General features: G+C 42.4%; 2 protein-coding genes. One reads left to right on the top strand and one right to left on the bottom strand.

Annotated features, from left to right (window positions below):
• Positions 1 to 80, bottom strand: an 80-nt coding sequence (locus ACWHAR_RS27580; protein WP_452088501.1) for a hypothetical protein, incomplete at its 3' end; no start/stop codon positions are given.
• Between the two features lie 180 nt (positions 81 to 260).
• On the opposite strand from ACWHAR_RS27580, the gene ACWHAR_RS27575 reads away from it, so the two are divergent.
• Positions 261 to 687, top strand: a 427-nt coding sequence (locus tag ACWHAR_RS27575) for a DedA family protein (protein ID WP_452088500.1), incomplete at its 3' end; no start/stop codon positions are given.

Raw genomic sequence — 687 nt, 5'->3', positions numbered from 1 at the left:
AGGGAAATATACGAGGCGGTACAGGCAATTAGAATAGATAAACATATGAGAGTCGTATTATATGTAACGTGTATTTCCAAATGGAGATTCCCCCCGTATCGTGTGTTCCAGTCTTGTTGACTCTCTTTATTATCGGCTGCTTAACCGCAGAGTTTCAGCCTTCAAAACGATAGAAATACGAGGGAGATCTATTTTTAGTTCAACTGACCGTGAAAAATGTGTTAAAATCATCTTGACGTTTTCCGAAAAAACAAAAATGTATAATACATAAACATGAAACAAGGGAGTTGGTGGCTATCGAAGAGCTGGTTATGTCATGGATAGAAGCATTTAAAAGCTTATCTTATTTTGGAATATTTCTAGCGCTCAGTATTGAGTTTATCCCGGCCGAAGTCGTCTTGCCGCTTGCGGGCTATTGGGTATCTAAAGGCGATATGACACTTGCCGGCGTTGTTTTGGCAGGATCGCTTGGAGGAGTGGCCGGTCCGCTTACGCTGTATTGGATAGGCCGGTACGGAGGAAGGCCGTTTCTTGAACGTTTTGGGAAGTATCTCTTTATTAAACCTGAAGCGCTTGATAAGTCAGATAAATTTTTCAAAAAACATGGTGGCTTTGTCGCGTTCAGCGGCCGTTTCTTGCCTGGCATCAGGACATTGATTTCCATACCGTGCGGAATTGCAAAAATGA

The sequence above is a fragment of the Bacillus sp. LR--39 genome, assembly GCF_053613335.1.
The sequence above is the reverse complement of the archived record's forward strand: the minus strand, read 5'-3'. Positions and strand labels throughout refer to the sequence as shown.